This window comes from Microcoleus pseudofavosus SVA1_A4, assembly GCF_036700565.1.
Lineage (GTDB): Bacteria > Cyanobacteriota > Cyanobacteriia > Cyanobacteriales > Microcoleaceae > Microcoleus.
The window spans coordinates 57,930-83,430 of the sequence record NZ_JAUBPE010000015.1 but is presented as its reverse complement, the minus strand read 5'-3'; the positions used below and the strand labels follow the sequence as shown (position 1 = coordinate 83,430).

Here is a 25,501-nt window from a genome sequence, read left to right as displayed (position 1 = left end):
GATTTATGAGTGAGCGATCGCTTACATGAGTCCGAAGAAGAGGGAAGAATTAATTTGTTTATGCCGCCTTGATGGGTAAGGTGATGATAAATTCTGTTCCTTCTCCTAGTATAGAGTTAACGTTCAGGGAACCGCCATGTTTTCCCTCAACAATTTGACGCGCGATCGCCAATCCTAATCCCGTCCCTTTTCCCACCGATTTTGTTGTAAATAAATGATCGAATATTTTTTGTTTGACTGATTCAGTCATTCCTTTACCATTATCAGCAATGGTAATTTTAACTAGATTATGTTCGACTGAAGTTGTAATTGTAATTCTGTTGGGATTTGCTTTGACTTCAGCAAAACTCCGCCCAAGATTTGACTCATCTAAGGCATCGATCGCATTCGCCAGAATGTTCATAAATACCTGGTTAAGCTGTCCGGGGAAGCATTCAATTTCAGGAATATTCCCGTAGTCTTTGACTACTTCAATGGCGGGTCGCTCATCGTTGGCTTTCAATCGATATTTGAGAATTAAGATCGTGCTGTCTATGCCAGAGTGGATGTTAAAAGGCACTTTGTAGTCTTTGTCAGATCGAGAAAAGGTGCGGAGTGAAGTGCTGATATCTTTGATGCGATCGCATCCCAGTTGCATCGAGTCAATCATTTTGGGCAGGTCTTCGATAATATAGTCTAAATCGATATCTTCTGCATGGTCGGCAAGCTCTGTTTCCGGGGCGCGAGATCGATAGAGATTGAGATGCTCTACTAAGTCTTGAACGGTGGATTTAGCTTCATTCAAATTGCCAGTTAGGAAGCCGACGGGGTTATTAATTTCATGAGCAACACCAGCAACTAAATTCCCCAAAGCTGACATCTTTTCGCTTTGAATCATTTGCAATTGGGTTTGTTGCAAGTCATGTAAGGCTTGCTCTAATTCTTGAGATTTTTGGATGGTGGCGGCTTCGGCACGTTTGCGATCGCTAATATCCAAAAATAATCCATCCCAAACCATAGATCCATCGGCAAGCTGTTCGATTCGTGATTCCCCGTGAATCCACTTAATAATTCCTGATGGGGTGACAATTCGCCCTTCCCACTGCCAGGGAGATCGGGCTTGAATGGTGTGAGTTTGGGACTGTAGAAAACTTGCCATGTCATCTGGATGCACCATATTAGTGAAAAACTGCCAATTGGACATGGCTTGCTCTGGGGTAATTTCCAGCAAGTTGTAACAGTCGGCACTAATGTAGCTCAGAGATATTACTTGCTCAGGAGTCATGCGGTATTGATAAACTACCCCAGGCACATTATCTACTAGGTGATGAAAGCGAGACTGAACCACACTCAACTCATCAAGTGATCGCTCCAGTTGTTGGGCATTTTCTAGCGATCGCTCATAAAGTCGGGCATTTTCTAGAGAAATTGCGGCTTGGGCGCAGAGTAAATTCAGTAGTTGGACGCGATCGCTCGTGAACGCCCCCGTCGCTAAATTATTCTCCAGATATAAAATGCCCAGCAAATTACCTTGATGTAAAATAGGGCTGCACAAGATACTCTTCGGCTGCTGACGCATGATATACGGGTCATTAGCTAAAGTAGGATCTGCCGTCGCATCAAGCAGCACAACAGTCTGCCTGTTATGCTTGACTTTGTAAATTAGCTTTAAGGGAATATCCTGACTGTCCTCAATGGGAAGGCGTTGCAATACGACTGGCTCCGTTCCCACAGTAATTGACCCTTTAATCAGCAGGCGATCGTCTCGTAACAGCATTAACACGCATTTATCAGCCCCCGCATTTTCGATGACAAGCGAAAGCAACGATGAAAGCAGTTTTTCCAGTTCGATATTGCCTGAGATAGCTTGGGAAGCTTTGAGGATGGCAGCGAGGTCGAGGGAATCACAGACACTGGAAGAGGAACTGGTGGAGGTGAGGGTTCCTACGGCAAAGAGGGTTTCGTTGACCGAGAGGGCAGAGCGAGTTTGCTGTAATATGGGAGCCAGCAGTTGGGGATAGCGTTTTTCCAAGTCGGCGACTTTGGCTTTTGCACCCCAATGGGCATAACAATAGTAGGCTTGGATCATGTATTCCGTAGCTATTCGTTCTTTGCCCCAGTCGAGGTAAAACTTGGCGGCAAGTTCGTTAGCTAAGGCTTCTTCGTTGATAAAGTGATGTTTTTTAGCCAGAGCAATGGCTTGGTCATAACACTCAGTCGCTGCGACTTTTTCACCCAAAACCCGATGCTTTTCAGCCTCCACTAAATACCATTTATGCAAGTGATTCATCGGAGCATTTTGCGCCCACTGGTGCAAAATCGTTTGATGGGTTGCGGCTTCGGCGAGCATTTGGGCTTGTTGGGCTTCGGGTTGATTCGGGAAAAGTGCCAGCAGGGTGAGCGCAGCATACAAATGGAAAATGGGGAAATGAACTATTCCCGATATTGCTATCAAATAGAGCTTGACCTGGGTGATGTTGTCAAGGGCAGCCTGATAATTACCAAAACAGTAGGCAAGCAGCAGCTTGTAGGTGTAGGCAACGGCGATCAGGCTCAGATCGTTATCCTGCTGGTGCTGCGGCAGCATCACCCTTTCATCGTAGGCAGTGCCAATTAAGCGATCGGGTTGGCTGACTGGTTCTCTTAAATGGTTCGCTATTTGCCGCAGTGCGCTCAAATGATTATGCGCCGAATCTTGTTTTGCCTGAGCCAGGGCAGCAGTGTAAGCAGCGAATTCGGTTTCCAAAGTGTCCAGTTCTACGCCTGCGAAAAATGCCGTTCCCGCGTAACATACAATGTTAAAAGCCGCAGAGAGAATATCCCCTGTTTCCATGCCAGCCGTGTAGCCATCTTTCAGCGTCGGCATCGTTGCCCTTAGTGCTTCCTGGCGATGTTGGATGAACGTTCCAAACACGTTTAAAGTGAGGGACTTCATGCTCTGAGCATTCAACCGTTCCAACAACGAGAGAGCTAATCGACCAAACCCGTAGCCGGTTTTGACTTCGCCCAGAAACGCACACAGCACCAGACCATGAACCCCATATCCTATCGTCGCGGCAGGTGCATTGCCAAACTGGAGCGACAACCTCACCATCGTCGCGCTCAACAAGGGAAGCAACCCTGGCATTCCAAAGAACACGGGCCCGAATAACACCCTTAATATTTGCATGGCGGACTGGGCAGTGCGATCGCTCATCACGGGCAAGTCAATCAACTCGGCAATCTCTCTGCCCTGGAGTTGCTGGTTCAGAGTTTGGAGTGCTTGGCCAATCGTGGCTTGGTTTACGTCCGTCGGAAATTCCACTCCCAATTGAGCAAGCGCCTCTTTGCCCACGGCGATCCCCTCTAACATCCGACTGCCAGCCTGGTGCGATGCGATTTGAATTTCGTAGATTTTCACTTTGTCGAAAATCGTCTGTGCCTGCTGCAACACCACGGAGGCAAGCTGCTCCATACCCTCAAAGTCACCATTCAAGTAACTGGCTTCGGCGGCGGCTACATAGAGATTTAGCGTCAGTTCGTACTGATTTTGCCAACAGTCTGGCTGGAGTAACTCTATCCCAGTTTGCAGATAAACCCTTGCAGCAGCATAGGCGGTAGCACTTCTGGCTTTCGTTCCCGCTTTCAAATTCAGTTGTGCTAGCGCTTCTTGCTCGCTCGGTTGTGTGAGTAATGCTCGTCCCCGGTTCAGGTGTCCGACAATATCAAACAGCTTTTCTGCTTGCTCTGAAACCGAGAGCTTTTGCTGAAGTAGCTGTCCAATTTGCAGGTGGGTTGCTTGTTTGTTGTCGTCAGGAATCAGCGAATATGCTGCTTGTTGAACGCGATCGTGCAGGAAACGGTAGCTTGGATTAACGGTATCCTCTGAGTCAAACTGTTGTGTACCCTGAAAAAACTTGTAAATCTGACTCGTGGGCAAAATCAAGCCTTCCTGCAAGGCTCTCCACAATGCTGTTGCGGCATCGGTTGAAGAAAATTCTGAAACTATAGCCAATGTCTCTAAATCAAATTGAGCGCCAATACAGGCAGCAAGTTTGAGGACATTTTGGGTGGCATCGGGCAACTTTTGCAATTGCATTGCCATAAACTCGACTACATCATCAGTAAGCGAGAGCAATTTCACTGCTGCAATATCGCACTGCCAATGTCCTACAGTGAAGTTATATGCAATGTAGCCATCCTGATGCAAAGCTTTGAGAAATTGGGTAGCAAAGAAGGGGTTGCCTTGGGTTTTTTGATACACTAACTCACTCAAGGGTTGCGCTATAACTTTTGTACAACTGAGGGTGTCGGCAACCAAATCATTAATATGAGATTGACTCAAAGGATTTAGAGTTAGAGTGCTGACGATCGCTGAGTCTTTCTTCATCTCCTCTAATGTCAGCATTAAGGGATGTGCCGGAAAGACTTCGTTATCTCGGTATGCCCCAATCGTTAGCAGATAGCCCATCTCGCTTTGACTCATCAACACCTGCATCAAGCTCAGTGAAGCTGAATCTGCCCACTGCAAGTCATCGAGAAACATTACCAAAGGATGCTCGGCTGTAGCGAACAGGGCTATGAATTTGCCAAATAACAAGTTGAAGCGGTTTAAAGCTGCACTACCAGCGAGTTCTGCGGCGGCTGGCTGTTTGCCGATAATCTGTTCGAGTTCGGGAATGACATCTATTAAAACTTGCCCATTTTCACCTAAAGCAGACAAGATTTTCTCTTTCCACTGCAACAGTTGAGTATCGCTTTCACTCAATAGTTGTGACATCAAGTCACGAAAAGCCTGGACAAAAGCACTCAAAGGAATGTTGCGGTTGAACTGGTCGTATTTACCTTTGATGAAGTAGCCGCGTTGCCGCACAATGGGTTTATGAACTTCGTTGACGACGGCGGTTTTGCCAATCCCTGAAAAGCCTGCAACGAGCATCATTTCTGTTGCGCCACTACTGACTCGCTCAAATGCTTGCAGTAAAGTTGCTGCTTCGGTTTCTCGTCCGTAGAGTCGATCGGGGATGATGAAGCGATCGCACACATCCCGTTCTCCAATCACAAAATCTTGAATATCACCAGTTTCTTGTAGCTGAGTTAAACATTTTTCTAAATCAAACTTCAATCCCAAAGCACTTTGATATCTGTCTTCGGCATTTTTTGCCATCAATTTGCCGACAATTTTTGATAGTACAGATGGAATTTCCGAATTAATTTCATGCACTAACGGCGAGGCTTTTGCAATATGAGAATGTACTAATTCCATTGGATCTTTGGATTCAAAAGGTAATTTCCCGGTGAGTAATTCGTAGAAAGTGACACCTAAAGAATAAAAATCAGTCCGATAGTCAATCCCCCGATTCATCCGCCCAGTTTGTTCTGGGGAAATATAAGCCAGTGTCCCTTCTAAAATATTGGGATTTATCAAAGTTTGCGTTTCTCGCGGTAGCAAGGAGGCGATACTAAAGTCAATTAATTTGACTTGTTTAGTTGCGGGATTAATTAAGATATTGCTGGGTTTGATGTCTTTGTGAATGATGCGCTCGCGATACAATATATCTAAGGTATTGCACAGTGCGATCGCGATTTCTAAAAATTCTCTCAAAGAGGGTAGATTTTTTCTTTTCACTCCCCATTCCTGAAGAGAAATCCCCCCAAAGTCTTCCATTACTAACGCATAACCATTCTGATAGGGTTCCAGGCTATAAGTTTGGATAATTAAGGGTGAGTTGAGATTTTTAGCAATGGTGTACTGATTGCGAAACTGCACCAGTTCGCTGAAGGTGGGATAGTCATTTTTGAGCAGTTTGATGACAACTGGTAATTGGTCTGAAGTACGGATGGCCCCATATACTAAGGTGCGACTTCCTGAATAAACTGTTTGGATAATTTGATAGTTGAGAATTTGAATGCTTGTGCTTTGGTTGCTGTTTTGTTTAGAGTTATTCATGGTTGTTGTTATTTGAGACTTGATGGGCGAGCGAGCGGTTAAATGGGCCTGAAAAAGAGAAAAAAATTAACTTTTTTTTAGGCTTTAGTGGGTAAGGTGATAATAAATTCTGTTCCTTCTCCTAGTATAGAGTTAACGTTCAGGGAACCGCCATGTTTTTCGACGATAATTTGACGGGCGATCGCCAATCCCAATCCCGTCCCTTTCCCTACTGCTTTCGTCGTAAATAAATGGTCAAATATTTTTTGTTTAACTGATTCAGTCATCCCCTTTCCATTATCCGCAATACTAATCTTCACCTGGTTATCTGCCAATAAAGTTTTAATTGTAATCTGATTTGGATTAGCCTTAATTTCTGCAAAAGTTCGCTGGATATTCGACTCATCGAAAACATCGATTGCATTAGCGATAACGTTCATAAATACCTGATTTACTTGACCAGGAAAACACTCAACTTTCGGTAAATCTCCATACTCCGTTATCACTTCAATAGCCGGACGGTTTTCATTAGCTTTCAGGCGATGTTTGAGAATTAAAATTGTGCTATCTATGCCTTCATGGATATTAAATGGCACTTTATAGTCTCGATCGGCACGGGAGAAAGTGCGGAGTGAAGTGCTGATATTGCGGAGGCGATCGCACGCCATATCCATTGAATTAATAACTTTAGGTAAGTCTTCTAAGGTATAATCTAAGTCAATTCTTTCCGCATGATCGAGAATTTCATCATTCGGATTGGGGAGAGTTGCTTGATAGAGTTTTAAGTGTTCAATCAGCTCGGCAACAGTAGGTTTAGCTTGTTCGAGACTTGCAGAAATAAAACCGAGAGGATTATTCATTTCATGGGCGACACCAGCAACTAAGTTACCCAGTGCAGACATTTTTTCACTTTGCACAAGTTGTAACTGAGCGTGTTGCAGATCTTTTAATGTGTTTTCCAATGCTTGGGATTTTTGCTGCAAGGCAAGTTCAGCTTGTTTGCGATCGCTAATATCAAAGGTTGTGCCAATAATTCGATAAACCTGTCCCCGTGCATTCTTGATGGGGTTGATGGTGGCAAACCACCAGGTTTCCTGCCCATCAAAAATGAGGCAATCCTCAGAATGAAAAGACATTCCCGTGCTGGCGCACTCGGCAAACCGTTGTTGTATATTGTTGCCCTGTACTGCTCCAAACACTTCAGTGGGTGTTTTCCCCACAATATCAGCCCCGCTAATCCCGGTGGCTCTCTGTGAAGCCGCATTCCATCCGGCATAGCGGAAGCTGCCGTCTTCTAACACATCCAGCACAAAGATGACAATTTCGGCTCCGTCGTAGATGCTGCGGAGAAACTGTTCTTTCTCTTGAAGTGCGATTTCTGCCTGTTTGCGATCGCTAATATCCTGGTAAATTCCCAACACACCAATGACTGTTCCGGTTGCATCGTGTAGGGGTAGCTTGCTAGTCTCGATCCAAACTGTTGTGCCATCGGCTTGTAGCGTCGTTTCGACAATACCGAGTTCGGGCAGATTTGATTCTATCACCCGTCGATCGCACTGGCGGAACCAGTCTGATTCTTCAGTAGTCCAAGACAGGTCATAATCTGACTTACCGACGATTTCTGTGGATGAACTCAACCCTACAGCCTCAGCAAAAGCGCGGTTACTGCCTTGATAGATCAGATTGCAGTTTTTCCAGAACACCTTATGGGGAATGGTATTGAGCACCAGTTCCAATAATTGTTGGGATGCTTGCAGTTGTTCTTCGGCTTGTTTGAGCTCGGTGATATCGATCGCGATCGTGGTAATACCAATTAAATCTCCATCTTCATTGATTAGAGGATTGTTGTACCAATCACAGAAGATAATCTCGCCTGCTTTTGTAATATTTTCATTGGTGCTGCGGTTGCCACCTGTTTGAGCTAAGATATCTGCCACAATCTGAGCAACATGAAGTCTGACGGTTTCATCCGCGATCAAAAAATCGACTGAACGCCCCATCACTTCCGCTGCTGTGTAACCAAAAATCTCTTCAGCCGCTGGGTTCCAGGATTGAACCAGAAAATCAGGACTCCACTCGATTACCGCCATCGGCGTTTGTTGGATGAGCAACGACAAGCGTTGTTGGGATGCGTAGAGTGCGGCTTCAGCCTGTTTGCGATCGTCAATGTCGCTGCAAGCACCAATCCATTCCCGAATGCTGCCGTCTTCTGCCAGAATTGGTACACCCTTTACATCGAAGTAACGGTAGCTGCCATCGGCTGCCCGAATGCGGAATTCGGTTTTGTACCAGCTTTTGGTTTGCACTGCATGATTCCAAACCTGGAGGGTGCGCTCTCGATCGTCTGGATGAAGCGAATCTACCCACCCAAAGCCCCTAATTTCCTCAACGCTTTGCCCTGAATAGGCTCTCCAACTTGGTATGTCAACAAACTGCCCATCGTTGTCTGTCACCCAAACAATTTGAGACGTGACCTCGATCGAGTGACGATACCTCTGCTCACTCAGGCGTAGGGCAGTTTCAGCTTGTTGACGTTCAGCTTCCATGCGCTTGCGATCGGTAATATTTTGCACAAACGCACAGTTGTACTCTTCGCCGTCCAGTTCAAGGTAATTAACCGTTACTTCAACCGGATAGCGATGCCCTGATTGGTTAACATTGTAAGTTTCAAAGACAAATGAACCCTGTTCCTTAAGCTCCTGCCAATGTTTTTCCCAAAACTCTGAGGAAAGATCTGGGTTAAAGTCTCCAACACATTTTTGCAAAATCTCGGTTCGGGAATAGCCGAGATCGCGACAGGCGGCATCATTAACATAAGCAACCTGTCCGCTCGGTTTAATCCACCAGATCGGGACGCTGGAACGATCGACGGCAAACTGAGTGAGTCTGAGAGATTTCTCGGCAAGTTTGCGATCGCTAATATCGATCATCACGCCATCCCAGATAATCGAACCGTCGGCTTGCCGTTCTGGTCGTGATGCTGCCTGCACCCATTTCACAGTGCCAGAGGTCGTAATAATCCGCCATTCCTGCTCAAATGGCATGAGAGTCTGGGCAGAATGGACGAACGCCTGGGTCATGGCTGGGCGATCGTCGGGATGCTCCAACATCCGAAAGTCTTTGATTCCTGTCAAGAACTCTTCTGGTGGCACTTCATAGAGATCGGCACAGCCTGGACTAACGTAGGGAATTGAAACAGAACCATCGGGAGCGAGGCGGATCTGATAAATTATCCCAGGCAAATTATCCGTCAGCTTCTGAAAGCGGGCTTCGCTGGCACGCAGTGCAGTTAGAGTTTGTTGCGATCGCTCATAAAGTCGGGCATTTTCCAAGGAAATTGCGGCTTGAGTGCAGAGTAAATTGAGCAGTTCGACGCGATCGCTCGTAAACGCCCCAACGGTCAGATTATTTTCTAAATATAAAATGCCAATTAACAGTCCTTGATTAATAATTGGACTACAAAGAATACTTTTAGGCTGGTACTGTTCGATATAAGGATCGCTTGCGAACTGAGGATTTAACCTAGCATCAACAAGTACCATAGCTTCCAAACTATGCTTAACAGCATTCACCAAACTAAACGCCACATCCTGACTTAATGCTAAAGGCATTGATGATAATATCTGTGGTTCTTGTCCCTCTTCCATAAGAGCTGCTACCCGTAACTCAATCTCTTGTTTAAGCAGCAAGACACACTTAGTTGCACCAGCATTCACACTAGCTATTTTTAGGACACTAGCTAAAAGTTTATCCAGTTCAATTTCCCCAGAAATAGCTTGAGAAGCTTTCAGTATAGTAGCCAAATCTAGAGCTTCCGAGACGCTTCTAGAAGAGCGGTTGAAACTAATTTCACCCCGCGTAATAGTATCGTTAAATGTACTAGAATATCTAGCTTCATTTTTAATCGGACTGAGTAATTTAGGATAGCGTTTTTCTAGATCCTCTATTTTAGTTTTTGCTCCCCATCGGGAATAACAATAATATGCCTCAATCATGTAGGCTTGAGCTACTTTTTCTTTGTTCCATTCCAAGTAAAATTTAGCTGCAAGTTCGTTGGCGAGAGCTTCTTCTTGTATCAAGGCGTTTTGACTGGCGGCTGCTATGGCGCGATCGTACAGTTCAATTGCCGATAATTTATCTCCAGAAATACGCGCCATTTCTGCTGAAATTAGCTCGGAGGCAGCGCTAAAATTCTCCGAGCAGTTTTGCGCCCAAACAGCTAATTGCTGTTTATACTCTATCAACTTTTGCCACAGATCGGATTGTTTTGCCTGTGGTATTCGATCGTAACTTTGGCATAACAATAGAGCATAGATAAAGCGATGTCTGGCATAGGGAAGTAAGCCTTGGGGAGCAACATTAACAATCTCAGCTTCAGCTTTCTCGGCAGATTCTAAAGCTGACTCTGGGCAATCGCAGAGGTAGAGGATTTGGCTTTTAAGAATAGTATAAATACAGATAACTTGCCAGTTTTTGTGTTTTCGGCAGCGTTCGAGATACTCATATTCTATAGTTTCCGACCAAGTTTTTGTTCCTCTCAACTTGGCTACAAGCATTTGACCACCAGTTAGTAGATCGATAGACCATTGATTTTTTTGCTGTTGACTAAAAGCCAGCGATTGATTAATTTCTGCCTCTAATTGCTTCAGTTCTACTCCCTGGTAAAAACGACAGTACATATTGTGTCCAAAAGCATAAGCAGCATATTGTAAATTGCTTGATTCCCAACCAATTTGATAGGAATTTTGGTAATCTTGGCTGGCTACCTTAAGAGGGTGAGACCAATGACGGAGAGAACTACCAATCATTAAATAGGCTACACTTTCAGCCGAACTATTATTAAACTTGGGCATTAATTGCAGCGTTAAATCGATTAACTCACCTGTATTTTGATAGTTATTTAAAGCATAACCGCGTAAGCCACCGTAGGCTGGGTAAATATAGCCTATTTCAGGCGTATTACCATACTGCAAACACAAATTAACAGCCTTGGCACAAATGACTGACCACAGACGCTGATGCGATCGATAGGTGGGCGGGCCCATAGCAATAGCTAACTTTGCAGCCATTTTTTTCTCAGGATCGGTCATCATGGGTAAATCACTGAGAGAAGCAATCCCTCGGCTTTCTAAGATGGCTTGAGCAGTCGCAATTTCGCGATCGCGTACCACCTCAAAATCCTCATCGCTAATATCAATACCGAACAAGGATAAAGCTTTAATCCCCGCAGCAATAGCTTCTGGATACTCAGATCGTAGGGTATATTGAATAATGGCTAAGTTGTAAATTTCTGCCTTTTCTAGGGGAGTTCTTGCCTGTTCTAGAGTGCGATCGATCCAGATTTGTGATGCTTCAATATTGCCATTCAAATATTCAATTTCAACCCGTTCTTTGTGGAGCGCAAAGCATAATTCATATTGAATATTCCAACAGTCTTCTCTCAATAATTCCATGCCAGTAGTTATATACTCACAGGCAACAGTATATGCCGTTGAAGTTTTAGCTTTTCGTCCTGCCAATAAGTTTAATTGGCTCAATCTTTCCTGTTCTTCTGGATCGTTTAATAAGTAGCGACCGCGATTTAGTTGATTGGCAATCTCGAATAAGATTTCCTCACGATCTGCCAAAACAGTATTTCTTAAAAGTAGTTGACCGATCTGTAGATGTGTTGCTTGCTTGCGATCGTTCGGAATCAGAGAATAGGCAGCTTGCTGGACGCGATCGTGCAAAAACCGATAAGTCGGATTAGCCGCTGCACTAGAAACCGACTCATTATCAGATTGAGTAAAGAACTTATAAGCTTCCGTAGTCGGAATAATCAAACCTTCTTGCAAAGATTTCCATAAAGCAGTAGCAGCAACTTCCGCCGACTTTTCACTGATGATTGCCAAAGTAGCTAAATCAAACTGCGACCCAATACAAGCGGCTAATTTAAGCATTTCCTGAGTAGGAAACGGCATTTTCTGCAATTGCAGTGCCATAAACTCTACCACATCATCAGTAATTGCTAAGGCTTTGACTTGAGCAAGATCGCACTGCCACCCCCCTTGTACCCCCGTCTGTCCCGCCTTGGTAAGGGGGGATGAAAGGGGGGTGGGGGACACAGAGGGGTCAAAAGTAATCAGCCCATCGTCATGTAAAGCCTTCAGGAATTGCGTAGCAAAAAAGGGATTACCTTGAGTTTTTTGATACACCAGTTTTTTCAGAGGTTGGGCAATCTTTGATCTGCAACTAAGAGTATCTGAAATCAATTGATTAATGTCATCTTTTTGCAAAGGAGCCAAAGTAATTGTATTCACCGTTGCCCCGGATTTAATAATCTCATCCACCGTCAAAATAAATGGATGAGTAGGAGACACTTCATTATCTCGATAAGCACCTAACACCAATAAATGTCCCGTATCTTCCATCAACAGTTGCAACAATTTCAAGGATGCCGAATCTGCCCACTGTAAATCATCTAAAAACATTACTAAAGGATGTTCGGCTTGCGTAAATACTTGCACAAATTTCTGCATCAGCAGATTAAAGCGATTTTGGGCGGCACTTCCTGATAGTTCAGGTGCTATTCTTTGTTTACTAATGATGCGTTCTAACTCAGGAATTACATCAATCAAGACTTGTCCATTGTCGCCAACTGCTGTCAAAATTTTGCTTTTCCATATTTGTAACTGAGCATCTGATTCTGATATTAATTGCTCCATTAAATCCCGGAACGCTTGCACAAATGCGCTGAATGGAATATTGCGCTGGAACTGGTCGTATTTGCCTTTGATGAAATAGCCCCTTTGTCTGACAATTGGCTTGTGAACTTCATTCACGACTGCGGTTTTGCCAATTCCAGAAAAACCTGCCACTAGCATCATTTCTACCCCCCTTAGTCCCCCCTTACCAAGGGGGGATTTAGGGGGGTTAGCTACTCGCTCAAAGGCAGCTAATAGACGATCGACTTCTTTTTCTCTACCGTACAGTTTTTCTGGTATCAGGAACCTGTCTGTAATATCTTCCTGTCCTAAATCAAAGACCTCAATGTTACCAGTTTTTTCTAATTGAGCTAAACAAATTTCTAAATCATGTTTTAATCCTAATGCACTTTGATAGCGATTTTCAGCATTTTTGGCCATCAATTTCCTGACAATATGCGATAAAACTATAGGGATTTTTGGATAAATTTGATGTATCGGTATTGACTCTTTGGCGAGATGACAATGCACCACTTCCATCGGGTCATCAGAAACAAATGGTAATTCTCCTGTCAACAATTCATAAAAGGTGACACCCAGGGAATAAAAGTCACTGCGATAGTCAATGCCTCGATTCATCCGTCCGGTTTGTTCTGGAGAGAGATAGGCTAATGTTCCTTCTAAGACATTCGGATTTTTAATTTCTTGGGTTTCTCGTGGTAGGAGAGATGCAATACTGAAATCAATTAGTTTTATTTGTTTAGTGTCGGGATTGATTAAAATATTAGCGGGTTTAATATCTTTGTGAATGACTCGGTTTTGGTAGAGATAGTGGAGAATGTTTGTTAGTTGCAGTGCCAGATTGAGAAAGTCTGTTAAAGATAAAAATTTAGCAGGTTGGTTTTTATCATTGGCAATATGGAGATAATTAGATAGGGAAATCCCTCCAAAGTCCTCCATGACTAAGGCATAGCTATTGTGGTAGACTTCTAGGGTCAGAGGTTTAACAATACTGGGGAAGTTAAGATTTTTGGCAATGGTATATTGATTGCGAAACCCGACAAGTTCGTTGAAATTCGGGTATTCGTTTCGCAGTAGTTTGATGACGACACGAGTGCGATCGCTCTCTCGAACACCCCGATAAACGAGGGTACGAGAGCCTGCATAGATTTGTTCTGCGATCTGATACCCAGGTAGGTGAGTGATGATATCCATTTTCCCGTCCTCAAAAAATTTGGGTGGCTACACCTTATAGTTATAGTTTATCAACAGACAGGGAAACATCCCCAATTGCTACTAATGTTTTTAGCTTTATTGGCTTGAGGTCTGTATTGCCGCTAATCTCAACCTTTCCCAGCACTATCTCTGCCGACAAACTCAAGGAAAATGTCATCTATTGCTGTATCACAACTATCTTGATTCTATTGGCTTAATGGGAATTGTAATCACAAACTCTGCACCTTGACCTAACGCTGAATTTACTTCTAAAATACCTGAGTGTTTTTCTTCGACAATTTGACGCGCGATCGCCAATCCTAACCCCGTGCCTTTTCCGACAGTTTTCGTAGTAAATAAATGGTCAAAAATATTGTGTTTGACTGATTCACTCATCCCCTTGCCATTATCAGCAATACTAATCTTCACCTGGTGATGTGCCAAGGAGGTTTGAATTGTAATGCAGTTGGGATTTGCTTTAATTTCTGCAAACTTGCGACCGATATTTGATTCATCTAACGCATCAATAGCATTGGCCAGGATATTCATAAACACCTGATTTAGTTGACCTGGAAAACACTTAAATTGAGGGAAATTGCCATAGTTAGTAACAACTTCAATCGCCGGACGTTGTTCGTTCGCTTTCAGGCGATGTTTGAGAATTAAAATTGTGCTATCGATGCCTTCGTGGATATTAAAAGGTACTTTGTAATCTCGATCGGCACGGGAAAAAGTGCGGAGTGAAGTGCTGATGTTTTTCAGGCGAGCGCACGCCATTGTCATGGAATCAATTACCTTGGGTAAGTCTTCTAAGCTATACTCCAAGTCAATTTGTTCGGCATGATCGATAATTTCCTGATTGGGATTAGGTAAGCTTTCTTTATAGAGTCTGAGGTGGTCGGCAAGCTCGGCAACAGTCGGTTTAGTTTGTTCGAGACTAGCAGCTATAAAACCCAAAGGATTATTCATTTCATGAGCAACACCTGCAACTAAATTACCCAGTGCAGACATTTTTTCACTTTGCACGATTTGTAATTGTGCTTGTTGTACATCAACCAATGCTTGTTGTAAATCCAGAGATTTTTGCTGTAGGGCAAGTTCTGCTATTTTGCGATCGCTAATATCCAACAATAATCCATCCCAAGCTAGAGTTCCATCCGCAAGTTTTTGGATTCGAGTTGCGATGTGAATCCACTTGAGGATTCCCGATGGTGTCACAATTCGGCCTGACCACTCCAAAGGAGTTAGGGTTTGGATCGAGTCGGTAACGGACTCTTGGTAACTAGCAGCATCCTCTGGATGGATCGCTTCTATAACAAACTGCATATTAGTGATCGCTTGCTCTGGCGTAATTTCAAACAATTCGTAACACTCAGCACTGACGTAGGTTAGATATCTGACCCCATCGGCAGTCGAGCGGGCTTGATAAACAACACCAGGAACATTATCTACAAGTTTCTCAAAGCGAGAGTTACTCGCACTCAATTCGGCGAAGGACTGTTCTAGCTGTTGGGAATAGGTTTGCGACTGCTCATAAAGTCGGGCATTTTCTAGGGAAATCGCAGCTTGAGCACAAAGTAAGTTGAGCAGTTCGACGCGATCGCTCGTAAACGCCCCCGTCGCTAAATTATTTTCGAGATATAAAATGCCCAGCAACTTACCTTGATGCAAAATCGGGCTACACAAAATACTCTGAGGCTGCTGACGCATGATATACGGGTCATTGGCTAGAGTCAGATCGGCACTTGCATTAATTAGCACAACAGTTTGCCTGTCATGCAAGACTTTGTAAATCAGCTTTAGGGAAATATCCTGACTGTCCTCAATGGGAAGGCGTTGCAATACGACTGGCTCCGTTCCCACAGTAATTGACCCTTCTATCAACAGGCGATCGTCTCGTAAGAGGATTAACACGCACTTATCGGCTCCCGCATTTTCAATAACGATAGAAAGCAACGATGAAAGCAGTTTTTCGAGTTCGATTTCGCCTGAGATAGTTTGAGAAGCTTTGAGAATTGCAGCTAAATCTAGGGTATCTGAGACACTACTGCTAGAAGTGGCAGAACTGGTGGAGGTGATGGTTCCTACAGCAAAGACGGTGTCGTTGACTGAGAAAGCGGTGCGAGTTTGTTGTAATATGGCAGCCAGCAGTTGGGGATAGCGTTTTTCTAAGTCAGCAACTTTGGCCTTTGCTCCCCACCGAGCATAGCCGTAGTAGGCGTTTGTCATGTATTCCTGAGCGATACGCTCTTTGTTCCATTCCAGGTAGAACTTGGCTGCCAGTTCATTGGCTAAAGCTGCTTCGTGGATGAACTGGTGTTCAGTCGCCAGGGCGATCGCCCGATCGTAATGCTCGGTAGCAGCAACTTTTTCACCCAACACCCGGCATCGCTCTGCTTCTACCAGATACCATTTGTGCAAATAGTTCATTGGGGCATTGTGCGCCCATTGATGCAGAGCCGTTTGATGGCTGGCGATCGCAGCAAGCAGTTCGCCTTGCTCAACTTCTGGCTGGGTGGGGAAGACTGCCAGGTGTGTTAGCGCCGCATAGAAATGGAAAACGGGAATAAAAACCGTTCCCGATAGGTTCATCCAATAGGACTTGAATTGGGTGAGGTACTCCTGGGCTGCCGGATAATTACCAAAACAGTAGGCAAGTAGCAGTTTGTAGATGTAGACAATAGCTATTTCGAGGAGTTGATTATTCTGCTGGTGGTGTGGCAGCATCACGGTTTCATCATAGGCAGTGCCGATTAAGCGATCGCTCTGGCTCACCGTTTCTCGCAAATTCTGTATTGTTTGCCTCGTAATGTCAATAAAAGAACGTACTAGACCTTGTTTGAGCTGATCCAGGGCAGCACTGTAAGCCGCTAATTCCGGGTCTAACAGCTCTAGCTCTACACCCGAAAGAAGCGCAAGATAAGCGTAAGTAATTATGTTGTAGCTACTGGAGAGAAAATCGCCTGTTTCTATACCAGCTTTGTAGCCCTCTTTGGTTGTCAGTAGGGCTGCCCATAGCGCTTCTTTGTGAGGTTGAATGAAACCCCCAAACAAATCGAACGTGAGGGACTTCATGCTTTGAGCATTCAACAGATCCAGCACCGAGAGTGCTAATTGACCAAATCTGTAGCCAGTTTCGACATCCCCTAAAAACGCACACAGCACCAAGCCATAAACCACATAGCCGATTGTCGAGGCGGGGGTATTGCCAAACTCCAGCGACAGCAATACCATCTTTGCGCTTAACATTGGCAATAGCTCTGGCTTAGTCGCGTACACGGGCATAGATAACAGGCTTAACAGTTGCATGGCGGCTTGAGCGGTGCGATCGCTCATCACGGGCAGCTCAACCAATTCGGCAATCTCTCTGCCTTGGAGTTGCTCGTCGATCTCTTGTAAAGCACTGCTAGTCGTGGTTTCGTCTGCTGCTGTTGGCAGATCTACCCCCAATTGAGCAAGTGCTTCTCTTCCCACCGCGATCGCCTCTAACATTTGGCTTTGGTTCGTGTATGCCACAATTTGAATTTCGTAGATTTTTACTCGATCGAGAATCGTCAGTGCTTGCTGCAACACCACGGAGGCAAGCTGCTCCATGCGCTCAAAGTCACCATTCAAGTAACTGGCTTCGGCGGCGGCTACATACAGATTGAGCGTCAATTCATACTGAGTTTCCCAGCAGTCTGGCGGAAGTAACTCCAGCCCGTTTTGCAAATAAACCCTTGCAGCAGCATAGGCGGTCGCGCTTCTAGCCTTAGTTCCCGCTTTCAAGTTCAGTTGTGCTAGAGTTTGCCGTTCCTGCGGTTGCGCGATTAACTCCATGCCTAAATTCAAATGCCCGACAATATCAAACAGCTTTTCTGCTTGCTCTGAAACCGAGAGCTTTTGCTGAAGTAGCTGTCCAATTTGCAGGTGCGTTGCTTGTTTGTTGTCATCAGGAATCAGCGAATAGGCGGCTTGTTGAACGCGATCGTGCAGGAAACGGTAGCTTGGATTAACGGTTTCCTCTGAGTCAGACTGTTGTGTACCCTGAAAAAACTTGTAAATCTGACTCGTGGGCAAAATCAAGCCTTCTTGCAAAGCTCTCCACAATGCTGTTGCGGCATCGGTTAGCGATTGTTCTGAAACTATAGTCAATGTCTCTAAATCAAATTGAGCGCCAATACAGGCTGCAAGTTTGAGGACATTTTGGGTGGCATCGGGCAACTTTTGCAATTGCATTGCCATAAACTCGACTACATCATCAGTAAGCGAGAGCAATTTCACTGCTGCAATATCGCACTGCCAATGTCCTACAGTGAAGTTATATGCAATGTAGCCATCCTGATGCAAAGCTTTGAGAAATTGAGTAGCAAAGAAGGGGTTGCCTTGGGTTTTTTGATACACTAACTCACTCAAGGGTTGCGCTATAACTTTTGTACAACTGAGGGTGTCGGCAACCAAATCATTAATATGAGATTGACTCAAAGGATTTAGAGTTAGAGTGCTGATGGTTGCTGAGTCTTTCTTCATCTCCTCTAATGTCAGCATTAAGGGATGTGCCGGAAAGACTTCGTTATCTCGGTATGCCCCGATCGTTAGCAGATAGCCCATATCGCTTTGACTCATCAACACCTGCATCAAGCTCAGTGAAGCTGAATCTGCCCACTGCAAGTCATCGAGAAACATTATCAAAGGATGCTCGGCTGTAGCGAACAGGGCTATGAACTTGCTAAATAACAAGTTGAAGCGGTTTAAAGCAGCACTACCACCGAGTTCTGGGGCTGCTGGCTGTTTGCCGATAATCTGTTCGAGTTCGGGTATTACTTCAATTAAAACTTGCCCATTTTCACCTAAAGCAGACAAGATTTTCTCTTTCCAATGCGTTAGCTGAGTATCGCTTTCACTCAATAGTTGTGCCATCAAGTCGCGAAAAGCTTGGACAAAGGCACTCAAGGGAATGTTGCGGTTGAACTGGTCGTATTTGCCTTTGATGAAGTAGCCGCGTTGCCGCACAATGGGTTTATGAACTTCGTTGACGACGGCGGTTTTGCCAATCCCTGAAAACCCTGCAACGAGAATCATTTCTGTTGCGCCACTACTGACTCGCTCAAATGCTTGCAGTAAAGTTGCTGCTTCGGTTTCTCGTCCGTAGAGTCGATCGGGGATAATAAAGCGATCGCATACATCCCTCTGTGCAATTTCAAAGCTCTCAATTGAACCCGTAACTTGTAACTGAGTTAAACAATTTTCTAAATCAAACTTGATTCCCAACGCACTCTGATATCTGGATTCGGCATTTTTTGCCATCAGTTTTGTGACTATTTCTGATAGTACAAAGGGAATTTTATCAGTGATTTCATGTACTAAAGGCGAGGCTTTGGCAATATGAGAATGTACTAACTCCATTGGATCGTGGGATTCAAAAGGCAATTTTTCTGTCAGTAATTCGTAGAAAGTGACACCTAAAGAATAAAAATCAGTCCGATAGTCAATCCCCCGATTCATTCGGCCTGTTTGTTCTGGGGAAATATAAGCTAGTGTTCCTTCTAATACATTGGGATTGATTAGTGTTTGGGTTTCTCGCGGTAACAAGGATGCAATGCTGAAGTCGATTAATTTGACTTGTTTGGTTTCAGGATTAATTAAGATATTGCTGGGTTTAATGTCTTTGTGGATGATGCGCTGACGATACAATATATCTAAGGTATTGCAGAGGGATATCGCGATTGACAAAAACTCTCTCAAAGATAGTGCGTTCTTCCCTTTAATCGCCCATTCGTGAACAGAAACCCCGCCAAAGTCTTCCATTACCAGCGCATAGCCATTTTTATAGGGTTCCAGGCTGTAGGTTTGGACGATACTAGGTGAATTAAGGTTTTTGGTAATGGTGTATTGATTGCGAAACTGCACCAGTTCGCTAAAGGTGGGATAGTCGTTTTTCAGCAGTTTGATGACAACTGGTAATTGGTCTGAAGTACGGATTGCCCGATATACTAAGGTGCGACTTCCTGAATAAACTGTGGAGATAATTTGATAGTTGGGAATTTGAATGCTTGTGTTTTGGTTTCTGTTTTGATTAGAGTTATTCATGGTTGTTGTTATTTGAGACTTGATGGTGAGCGAGCGGTTAAATGGGCCTGAAAAAGAGAAAAAAATTAACTTTTTTTTAGGCTTTAGTGGGTAAGGTGATAATAAATTCTGTTCCTTTTCCCAGTATAGAGTTGACGTTCAGGGAACCGCCATGTTTTTCGACGATAATTTGACGGGCGATCGCCAATCCCAATCCCGTTCCTTTCCCAACCGCTTTTGTTGTAAATAAATTATCAAAAACCTTCTCCCGAACTGCTTCAGTCATGCCAATAGCATTGTCTTTAATCCGAATTATTACGTGTTTTTGCTCGGTCGATAACTCCGTCTTCACAATAATTTGATTGGGATTGGCTTTAATTTCTGCATAGCTCCGTCCAATATTTGATTCATCCAAAGCATCGATCGCATTGCCCAAAATATTCATAAATACCTGATTTAATTGTCCGGCATAGCATTCGATGTTTTGGAGAGCGCCATAGTCCTTAATAACTTGGATTTCGGGGCGAGTGTCGTTGGCTTTCAGACGATGTTTAAGGATCATAATTGTGCTATCAATGCCATCGTGAATATTACAGGCTACGGGGCGATCGCTATCAGCACGCGAGAATGTCCGCAGACTAATGCTAATGTCTTGAATTCGCTTCACCCCTTGTCGCATCGAACCTACTAACTTGGGTAAGTCTTCTCGGATGTAGTCAAGTTCAATGGTTTCGATTTCCTCTTGAATTGCTGCACTGTAATTAGGATATTCTTGCTGAAATAGATCCAGCAATCCAAATAAATCTTTGATGTAATCTAGGGCGGGTTGAATATTTCCACTGAGGAAACCTACTGGGTTATTAATTTCGTGAGCCACACCAGCCACTAAGTTACCCAATGCTGACATTTTTTCGCCTTGGATAAGTTGGATTTGGGCGTTTTGCAGATTAGTTAGCGCTTGTTCTAAATCTTGTGATTTTTCCTGTTCTCTGGCATAAAGTCGAGCGTTTTGTAAAGAAATTGCGGCCTGAGTGCAAAGTAAGTTGAGCAGTTCCACGCGCTCGCTGGTAAATGCTCCAGTTGCCAGATTATTTTCCAGATACAAAATGCCCAACAACTTACCTTGATGCAAAATAGGGCTACACAAGATACTCTTGGGTTGCTGTTGCTGAATGTAGGGATCGTTGCTCAATTTAGGATGCACCGTTGCATCAATAATCACCGCAGGTTGTAAGCTGCGTTTAACAGTATTAATTAAGCTAACTGGCACATCAATAGAGTCTTCAACGGGTTGTGGATTGAGCAACATCGGGTAAAAATCGACTTGGGCAGTCTGGTTATTTCCACCGCTCTGGGAAAGCCGTGCTAACGCTTGAATCAGTAAACGACCTGACTCCAAAAGCATGAACACACACCAATCTGCACCCGCATTTTTAATGACGATATCTAGCAACTTTGAAAGTAGTTTTTCGAGTTCGATTTCCCCAGAAAGAGTTTGGGAAGCTTTGAGAATGGCCGCTAAATCTAAAGCCACAGAGATGCTGCTACTGCTGGAAGTGGGGGAACTGGTGGAGGTAACACTTCCCAATGTGAAGATGGTTTCGTGAGGGGAGAGGGGAGAACGAGTTTGCTGGAGGATGGGAGCGAGGAGTTGGGGATAGCGTCGTTCCAAGTCAGTGACTTTGGCTTTAGCGCCCCAACGAGCATAGCCATAGTAGGCGTTAGTCATATATGCCTGGGCAATCTCCTGTTTACCCCAGTGGAGGTAAAATTTGGCGGCTAGTTCATTGGCTAGTGCTTCTTCTTGGATGTATTCGTTGGCTTTGGCTCCTGAAATGGCGCGATCGTAATGTTCAATTGCTTCGGCTTTATTGCCTAAAACCCGATACTTTTCTGCCTCAACTAAATACCATTTATGCAGATGATTCATGGGAGCATTCTGCGCCCACTGTTGCAAAGTGGTTTGATGGGTTTGAGCTAAAGACAAAAATTCGCCTTGCTCTGACTCTGGGTGTGTGGACAAGAGTGCCAAATGCGTCAGGGCTGTATAGAAATGAAAAATGGGAATAAAAATCATCCCTGATACTGCCATTAAATATTCTTTGGCTTGGGTGTTATAGTCTAGGGCAGTCGTGTAGTTACCAAAAAAGTAGGCAAGCATCAGTTTGTAAGTGTAGGCAATAGCGATCGCTGTGAGATCCTTGTCCTGATGGTGCTTAGAAAGCATCACCGTTTCATCGTAGGCACTGCCAATTAAGCAATCCGACAGAATACGGCCTTCCCTCAAGTTCTGCACAGTCTGCTGCATCATATCCAAAAAAGTCTGGGCAGAATGTTGTTTTATCTGCACTAATACAGCTCTGTAAGTTGCTATTTCGGGTTCCCAAGTGTCCAGTTCTACCCCAGCAAAAAGTTTGGCAATGAGGTAATCGAGGGAGTTGTAGCCAGCGTTGAGAAAATCACCAGTTTCCATACCAGTTGCATAGCCATCTTTCATCGTCAGCATCGTTGCCCTTAGAGATTCCTGATGATGTTGAACCCAAGCCGCAAACAGAAGTAGAACTTTAGACTCGAATTCCCTGACATTCAATTGGTCAACCAAGTTGATTGCTAATCGCCCAAAGCTATACCCTGATTTCACTTCTCCCACAAAAGCACACAACACCATACTGTGAATCGCATACCCCACCGTCGATCCTGGTGTATTCCCAAACTGGATTGATAAACTCACCATCGTTGCACTCAGTATGGGCATTAATCCCGGCATTCCCTGTAGAATCGGTGAAAATAATAATCCTAAGAGTTGCATAGCTGCCTGAGTTTGGCGATCGCTCATTACAGGTAGATCGACTAATTCCTCAATCCCTCTGTCACCTTGAAGACTAGCTACGGTTTGTAGGGCTTTAGCAATTTTGGCTTCGTCAGGTGCAGTGGGGAGTTCAACCCCTAATTGAAAGAGGGCATCTCTTCCGACTGCAATGGCTTCTAATATCTTGCTCTGGGCTGTGTAGGCAACGATTTGAATTTGGTAAATTTGGATTTTGTCTAAAATCGTCTCAGCTTTTTGTAACACCAATGCTGCTATTTTTTCCATACCATCAAAATCAGCATTCAAATAAGCAGCTTCGGTAGCACCAACATGGAGATTCAGAGTCAATTCATATTGATCTTGCCAGCAGTTAGCTGTCAGTATTTCAATCCCTGTTTGCAAATAAACTCTTGCCGCATTGTAGGCGGTAGAATTTCTGGCTTTATGTCCAGCTTTTAAGTTTAATTTGGCTAATGCTTCCCGTTCCTGCGGTTGGGCGATCAGCTCAATTCCTTGGTTTAAATGCCTGACAATATCAAAGAGTTTTTCCTCTGGCTCTACTGAGGAGGAACTGTGCAATAGTAATTGTCCAATTTTGAGGTGAGTTGTTTGTTTTTGGTCATCGGGAATTAGGAAATAGGCGGCTTGTTGAACCCGGTCGTGTAAAAATCTATAAGTCGGATTAGCTGCTGCATGAGAAACCGATGCCGTATCCGATTGTGTAAAGAACTTATAGATTTCCGTAGTTGGAATAATCAAACCTTCCTGCAAAGATTTCCATAACGCCGTGGCTGCAACTTCCGCCGACTTCTCACTAACGATCGCCAATGTATCCAAATCAAACTGCGCTCCAATACAAGCCGCCAACTTCAACACATCCTGAGTTTCTCTGGGTAATTTCTGCAATTGCAGTGCCATAAATTCGACGACATCATCGGTGATTGCTAAAGTTCTGACTCGAGCAAGATCGCATTGCCAATGTCGTATATCCCAGTCAAAGGTAATCAGCAGATCGTCATGTAATGCCTTGAGAAACTGTGTGGCAAAAAAGGGATTACCTTTGGTTTTTTGATAGACCAATTTTGTTAATGTTTGAGCGAGGAGCCTCTGGCAATTTAGCGTATCAGCTACCAACTGATTCAGATCGCTTTGGCTCAATGGTTGTAGTGTAATCCTATTTACTGTCACCCCAGATTTAATAATTTCATCTACTGTCAATATCAACTGATGAACGGGCGAGACTTCGTTGTCCCGATAAGCACCCAATACTAATAAATGTCCCGTATCCTCCATCAACAGTTGTAGTAACTTCAATGATGCCGAATCAGCCCACTGTAGGTCATCCAAAAACATTACTAAAGGATGTTCGGCTTGCGTAAATACTTGCACAAATTTCTGCATTAGTAGATTGAAGCGATTTTGGGCTGCACTTCCCGACAGTTCTGGTGCTATTTGTTGTTTACCGATGATGTATTCTAACTCAGGAATCACATCAATCAATACTTGTCCGTTGTCTCCCACTGCGGTCAGAATCTTGGTTTTCCATGTTTGTAGTGGTAAATCTAATTCCGCTCGTAATTGCCCCATTAAATCGCGGAATGCTTGCACAAATGCACTCAAGGGAATATTGCGCTGGAACTGGTCGTATTTACCTTTAATAAAATAACCGCGCTGACGCACAATCGGCTTATGGACTTCGTTGATGACAGCGGTTTTTCCAATCCCGGAAAATCCTGCCACTAGCATCATTTCTACCCCCCTAAGTCCCCCCTTACCAAGGGGGGATTTAGGGGGGTTAGCGACGCGCTCAAATGCTTGGAGTAGGGTTTCCACTTCTCTTTCTCTTCCATAGAGTTGATCGGGGATAATAAAGCGATCGCTGATATCTCCGTCTCCCAGTTCAAAAGATTCAATCTGACCAGTTTCTTGAACTTGAGTTAAACATTTCTCTAAATCATATTTCAGTCCTAATGCACTTTGATAGCGGTTTTCGGCATTTTTTGCCATCAACTTACTGACAATATGCGATAAAACTAGGGGGATTTCTGGATGAAGTTGATGGATGGGTATCGCCTGTTTAGCGAGATGACAATGCACTAATTCCATCGCATCTTCTGAGACAAATGGTAATTCTCCTGTCAACAATTCATAAAAGGTAACACCCAGGGAATAAAAGTCACTCCGATAGTCAATGCCTCGATTCATTCTCCCGGTTTGTTCGGGAGAGAGATAAGCTAATGTCCCTTCTAAGACATTGGGATTTTTAATTTCTTGGGTTTCTCGTGGTAGGAGGGATGCGATACTAAAGTCAATTAGTTTAATTTGTTTTGTTTGTGGATGAATTAAAATATTCGCGGGTTTGATGTCTTTGTGAATGACTCGGTTTTGGTAGAGATAGTGGAGAATGTCTGTTAGTTGCAGAGCCAGCTTGAGAAATTCTGTTAAAGATAAAGATTTAGCAGGTTGGTTTTTATCATTGGCGATATGGAGATAATTAGAGAGGGAAATCCCTCCAAAATCCTCCATCACTAAGGCATAGCTATTTTGGTATACTTCTAGAGTCAAGGGGTGGATAATGCTAGGAAAATTAAGATTTTTAGCAATGGTGTACTGATTGCGAAACCCGACAAGTTCGTTGAAATTGGGGTATTCGTTTCGCAGTAGTTTGATGACAACAGGAGTGCGATCGCTCTCTCGAACACCCCGATAAACGAGGGTACGAGAGCCTGCATAGATTTGTTCTGCGATCTGATACCCAGGTAGGTGAGTGATGACATCCATTTTCCCGTCCTCAAAAAATTTGGGTAGCTATACCTTATAGTTATAGCTTATCAACTAGATCGGGAAACATCCCAATTG

Annotated in this window: 5 protein-coding genes; all 5 read right to left on the bottom strand. The window is 44.1% G+C overall.

Annotation, left to right across the window (positions count from 1 at the left end; genetic code table 11):
- Positions 1 to 58: 58 nt before the first annotated feature.
- Positions 59 to 5,908: a trifunctional serine/threonine-protein kinase/ATP-binding protein/sensor histidine kinase gene (locus QUA02_RS09145; RefSeq protein WP_333026837.1), complete on the bottom strand. Its 5,850-nt coding sequence runs from the start codon at positions 5,906 to 5,908 to the stop codon at positions 59 to 61.
- Between the two features lie 77 nt (positions 5,909 to 5,985).
- Positions 5,986 to 13,785, bottom strand: coding sequence for a PAS domain S-box protein (locus tag QUA02_RS09135; RefSeq protein WP_445305156.1), 7,800 nt, complete (start codon positions 13,783 to 13,785; stop codon positions 5,986 to 5,988).
- A gap of 40 nt (positions 13,786 to 13,825) precedes the next feature.
- Positions 13,826 to 13,963, bottom strand: coding sequence for a hypothetical protein (locus tag QUA02_RS09130; RefSeq protein ID WP_333026836.1), 138 nt, complete (start codon positions 13,961 to 13,963; stop codon positions 13,826 to 13,828).
- 17 nt (positions 13,964 to 13,980) lie between these two features.
- Positions 13,981 to 19,854 (bottom strand): trifunctional serine/threonine-protein kinase/ATP-binding protein/sensor histidine kinase, encoded by a 5,874-nt coding sequence (locus QUA02_RS09125; RefSeq protein WP_333026835.1) that lies wholly within the window; start codon positions 19,852 to 19,854, stop codon positions 13,981 to 13,983.
- 76 nt (positions 19,855 to 19,930) lie between these two features.
- Positions 19,931 to 25,423, bottom strand: coding sequence for a trifunctional serine/threonine-protein kinase/ATP-binding protein/sensor histidine kinase (locus QUA02_RS09120; RefSeq protein ID WP_333026834.1), 5,493 nt, complete (start codon positions 25,421 to 25,423; stop codon positions 19,931 to 19,933).
- Positions 25,424 to 25,501 lie beyond the last annotated feature (78 nt).